Origin of the sequence: Streptococcus mitis (assembly GCF_008763935.1) — a bacterium.
In the GTDB taxonomy this organism is placed as follows: domain Bacteria; phylum Bacillota; class Bacilli; order Lactobacillales; family Streptococcaceae; genus Streptococcus; species Streptococcus mitis_DB.
Map to the genome: position 1 here is coordinate 1 of NZ_VTQF01000018.1, position 5,374 is coordinate 5,374.

At 57.1% G+C, this 5,374-nt stretch carries 3 protein-coding genes; 1 reads left to right on the plus strand and 2 read right to left on the minus strand.

Going from position 1 to position 5,374, the window contains the following annotated elements; all coding sequences use genetic code 11:
* Positions 1-204: 204 nt before the first annotated feature.
* A complete protein-coding gene (locus F9B91_RS11890; RefSeq protein WP_150923288.1) occupies positions 205-1,551 on the minus strand; it encodes a chloride channel protein in 1,347 nt (448 codons plus the stop codon).
* 204 nt (positions 1,552-1,755) lie between these two features.
* Positions 1,756-4,458 (minus strand): phosphoenolpyruvate carboxylase, encoded by a 2,703-nt coding sequence (ppc, locus tag F9B91_RS11895; RefSeq protein ID WP_150923289.1) that lies wholly within the window; start codon positions 4,456-4,458, stop codon positions 1,756-1,758.
* Between the two features lie 266 nt (positions 4,459-4,724).
* Between ppc and F9B91_RS11900 the strand changes: the two genes are divergently transcribed.
* Entirely contained in the window at positions 4,725-5,201 is a 477-nt protein-coding gene (locus F9B91_RS11900; RefSeq protein WP_070540308.1) for a cyclic pyranopterin monophosphate synthase MoaC, read from the plus strand.
* Positions 5,202-5,374: the final 173 nt, after the last annotated feature.

Genomic DNA, 5,374 nt, shown 5'->3' on the forward strand with positions numbered 1-5,374 from the left:
CGTACTATTTGTACTGTCTGCGGCTTCGTCGCCTTGTCCTGATTTAAATTTAATCCACTATATCTTCGTGGGTAGAACCCACGCTACGGATGCCGTGCCACTCAAAACCGATAGGCAGTCCAAACATAAGAGGTCGTCTGAAAACTTGATTTCTAGTTTCAGACGACTTTTTTCTACACATTACTTTATCAGAAATATCGGGCTTCACTTCTGTCCGCTTTGTTCCACCTGCCGTTTGAAGCGTGTGCCTGCGGCGTGGTAGAAGGGGCGGGGGGAGAATTGGCGGGAGACTTGTGAGGCGAAGATGCAGGCGATGAGCAGCCAGAAGAGGAGGTTTTGTCCGCCGGTCATTTCCATCACGACGACGGCGGAGGTGAGCGGCGATTGGGTGGCACCGGCGAGGAAGGCTGCCATGCAGATTAGAACGAGGACGTGGGTGCCTTGGGTGAGTCCGGTGAGGATGGCGATGTGTTCGCCCAAGACTGCGCCTATGGTGAGGGAAGGGGTGAAGATGCCGCCGGGCGTACCTGTCCAGTAGGTCAGGACGGTGGAGAACCATTTGGCGATGGCGAGTCCGGCGGGGGCTTCGTGGATGCCGCGCAGGGCTTGGGCGGCTTCGTGGTAGCCTGTGCCGTAGGTTTTGCCTTGGTAAAGCGTGCCGATGGCGGCGAGCAGGATGCCGATGAGGGCGGCGGTAATCAGGGGATGGCGGCGGATGTGTTCGCGCCATTTGGCGGGGGCGAAGGCGGTGGCGCCGAGATACAGGGTGCGTCCGAACAGTCCGCCTGCGATGCCGCACGCGAGTCCGCAGCCCAATACCCAGCCGAGCATATTGTCGAGCGCGCCGCCGCTGAAGCCTGAAAAATAGGGGTTGTTGCCTTGTATGGCGACTTGGATGAAACCGGCGGCGAGGACGCCGAGCAGGATTTGCCGCTCCCAACGCAGCATGACTTCGCGCCCGAGTTCTTCGATGGCGAAAATCACGCCTGCCAGCGGGGCGTTGAACGCGGCGGCCAGCCCGCCTGCCGCGCCTGCGGCGATAAGATCGTTTTCCTGCATGCCGCGAAAGGCGAATCCGTGTTTTTTACACCATGCGCCCCACGCGCTCATGACTGCCGCGCCGACTTGGACGGACGGTCCTTCACGCCCGACGGACGCACCTGCGCACATGGCGAGGAAGGTCAGTGGGATTTTGAGGAGGGTTTCGCGGAGGCGGATCAGGCGGGTTTTGTTGGCGCCGTAGGGCAGGGCGAGGCTGGCGAGCACTTGCGGGATGCCGCTGCCGGAGGTGTAGGGGGCGAAACGGCGGGTGATCCAGACGATGAACGGCAGCCCGAAGGGGAGGGCGACCCAGGCAAACCAAGGATATTTTTGCACCAGCTCCGCATTCATTTCCAACGCGAAATCCGCCATCCAGGCAAACAGGAGGGCGGTCAGCGCAACCAGTGCCGAACCTGCCAGCAGGAACAGAAAAGCAATGCTTTTGCGCGAAATGCGGCGGGTTTGGCGGATTTTGTGCGTGATGTGGTAGGCGGGCGGTTTGGTCGGCATGGTATGCGGAAGTGTGGAAAAGGTCGTCTGAAAAGGGTTATTGGGAAAGGCGGTTCGCAAATAAGGTAAAAATAGCCCGTAAAGAAGGGCGGCAAGCGGGTTGAAAGACAGTATGGGCTTTCGCAGGTAAAGACCGCGTTACGGTTTTGCGCTTGGTCTAAAGGTCGTCTGAAACGGTTTTCAGACGACCTTTTTCGTGCTGCCTTAACCTGTATTGCGCAAACCTTGTGCTACGCCGTTGATGGTCAGGTGCACCATCAGGAGGGTGTGCGGGTCGTGCGGGTCTTTGCGCAGGCGTTTGAGCATAGCGACTTGCAGGCCGTTGAGCGCGTTCAGGTACGGAATCCGCAGGGCAAGCGAGCGGGCGAGGCTGCGGTTGTCGCGCAAGAGTTCGTCGGTTTGCAAAAGGTCAAGCAGGGCTTTGCGGCTGCGTTGGTATTCTTCCTTAATCATGCCGAAGATGACGGCGGCTTTTTCGGGCGATTCGCTCAAGCCGGCGTAGTTTTCGGCAAGGGTGATGTCGGTTTTCGCCATGACTTGTTCCATATTGGAGAGCATGGCTTGGAAGAAGGGGTTGTGCTGCGCGTGTTCCCGCAGGGCGGCGAGGGTTTCGGGTTTGCCTTCGCACAGGCTTTCCACCGCGCTGCCGAAGCCGTACCACGCGGGCAGCATGAGGCGGTTTTGCATCCATGAGAACACCCACGGTATCGCGCGCAAGTCCTGAATCCGCGCCAAGGTTTTGCGGCTGGCGGGGCGGCTGCCGAGGTTGAGGGTGGCGATTTCCTGTATGGGGCTGGTTTGCAGGAAATAGTCGATGAAGTCGGGGTGGGTAATCAGCTCGCGGTAGTATTTGAACGATACGTCCGACAACGCCTGCATGAGCGCGGGTTCGGGGTCTTTTTGATCGGGCAGCAGGCTGGCTTCGAGCGTGGCGGCAACAAGGGTTTCGAGGTTGCGCACGGCGTTGCCGGGGTCGGCATATTTGGCGGTGATGACTTCGCCTTGCTCGGTGATGCGGATTTGTCCGGCTACGCTGCCCGCCGGTTGGGCGAGAATGGCTTGGTAAGACGGGCCACCGCCGCGTCCAACGCTGCCGCCGCGACCGTGGAACAGGCGCATACGGACATCGTATTTTTTGAAGAGTTCGACCAAACCCAATTCCGCCTGATAAAGGCACCAAGAACTGGTAACGTAGCCGCCGTCTTTGTTGGAATCGGAATAGCCGAGCATGATTTCCTGAATGTTGTCGCGGCTTTGCAGCAGGTCGCGATACCATTCGTTGCTGAACATGGTTTCCATGACGGGGCAGGCGTTTTCGAGGGCTTCGATGGTTTCGAAGAGCGGGACGATGTTGATGCGGCTTTGCGGTTTGCCGTTTTCGACCGTCAACAAGCCGCTTTCTTTGAGCAGCAGCGCGAGGGCGAGCAGGTCGCTGGGCTGTTCGCAGTTGGAGATGATGCTCTGGGTAACGGCGTTTTCACCGAATTCGTCTTTGATTTTGCGCGCTTCGTTGAAAATCGCCATTTCGCGGCGGGTGTGTTCGCTGTAAGTGATGAACGGGCTGGACAGCGGCCGCTGGTGTTTCAGCTCGCGCAGCAGGACGGTTTGTTTTTCCGTTTCGGAAAGGCTGGCGTAGTCTTCCAAACCGGCGTGTTTGAAGAGTTCGGCAACGACATCGGCGTGTTTTTCCGCGTGTTGGCGCAAGTCGAGCGGCATCATGTGGAAGCCGAACACGGACACGGAGCGAATCAGGTCGGCGAGTCTGCCTTCGCCCAAAAGCGCGCTGCCGTTGTCGCAGAGTGAGCGTTGCAGCTTGTAAAGGTCGTCTGAAAACTCTTGCGCCGAGGCGTAAGGCATCATGAAGCCGAATTTGCAGCCCATGCCCAAGCCGAGCGAGCGGGCTTTGCCCATCACGCGCGCCATGATGTAGGCGATGGCGCGGCGGTACGGCTCCTCAGTGCGGGCGATTTCTTCGTCGGGCGATTCGTCCGACAACGCCATCACGTCGTCGTTGACTTTGACGCGGCGGACGGAAAGCGGCAGCTCGCGGTAGAGTTTGTCGAGTTCGCCGCGGTAGAAACGAAACACCGCGTCGGCATGGCGTCCGAAAGCGAAACGCAGGGTTTCGGCGGATACGAACGGATTGCCGTCGCGGTCGCCGCCTATCCAGCCGCCGATTTTTAAGATGTCGGGTACGTCAACGTCAGGATAGGTCGTCTGAAACTCGCGTTCCATGCTGCGGTAGAGTTTGGGCAGCGCCTCGAAGAAACTCATCGGGAAAATGGACACGCCGTTGTTGATTTCATCGTTGACGCTGAGTTTGTGGTGGCGCGTTTCGCTGGTTTGCCACAAGCCCAGCAAAATAGTGTCGATTTCGCGGCGTAACTCCGCCAGTGCGTCGGCATGGGTGCAGCGTTCGCGACGGGGCAGGAGGGCGCGGATGCGGCGGTTGAAGTTCAACACGGTTTGGCGTTGCACTTCGGTCGGGTGCGCGGTCAGAACGGCGGTAACATTCGTCGTATTTAATTGTTTTTGAACCGCCTTGCCGCCGATTTTCGCCGCTTTGAGTTTGCGTACCGTTTCCGCCAGGCTGCCTTCCGCTCCGCCGTGTCCCGCCTCTTCGTGGATTTGGCGGCGGCGTTCGTGGTGTACGTCTTCGGCGATGTTCAGAATCTGCGCAAATAGACCGCAGGCAAGCGTCAGGTCGTGGGTTTGCTGTTCGTCCAGTTGCGGCAAAACCTTCTCAATCAAAGCCGCGCTGTCGTCCGAAGTGGACAACAGTTTGACCGTTTCCACCACCAACGGCGAGGCTTCTTCGTGCAGAAGTTTGTACAAAGACTGTTTCAAAAATTCCGCGTCTGCTGCCAGAGCGGCGTCCTTGGGATTGTTCAGGATATGCAGTTGCATGATTTTCTCTCTTTATTTATTTATCTCAAAAACAAACGTAAAACATTGTATAGCAGGTCGTCTGAAACCGCCATCGGAAAAGGTGTTGCAAAACGCCGAAACTTGATGTAATCCGCGTCCGCACAAGCCGAGCCGTTAATTGCTTAACAAAGCCGCCCGTGCATTTCAGTCCGATTATTCTGCCGTTTGTATCCGCAGCATAGTCCGAAGCGCAGAAATCCCGTAAAATACTACGACATAAAATCCTATTTTCATGCAGGCACAGTATGTTCAACTTCAACTCCGTACGCGAAAACGACAAACGCCAACCCACTCCCCGCACCGCCGTAGCAAGCGGCTCCATCAACATGAGCACCTCCGCCATCAAAGTTTTAGCGGAAAACGCCACCCAAAACGCAGGCATCCTCAACGTCGCCCGTGTTGCCGCCGTCCAAGGCATCAAGCAGGTCGGACTGATTGTCCCGCTTTACCAACCCGCCGTCTTGCAACACGTCCGCGTCGATTTCGATGTCGATATCGAACTCGCCTACGTCAAAGCCACCGTTACCGTTACCTCCGAAGTCGGCAAAAGCATCACGACCGAAGCCATTACCGGCGTCAACGTCGCCCTCATGTCCATCTACGACATGATGAAAGAAGTCGATCAGTCCATGATGATGACCCGCATCCACCTCGAATCCGAAAGCGGTGGCGAACGCGGCCCGTTCGTATTTGACGATGCCTACGAAAACATCGATTTCTGATTGAACAAACAAAAAGGTCGTCTGAAAGCTCGGTTTGAGGTTTCAGACGACCTTTTTATTTACGCTAAAGCTTTGCTATGAAGAGCTTTCGGTCGGTAAACTATAGTGGCTTAACTTTAAACCAGTACGGCGTTGCCTCGCCTTGCCGTACTATCTGTACTGTCTGCGGCTTC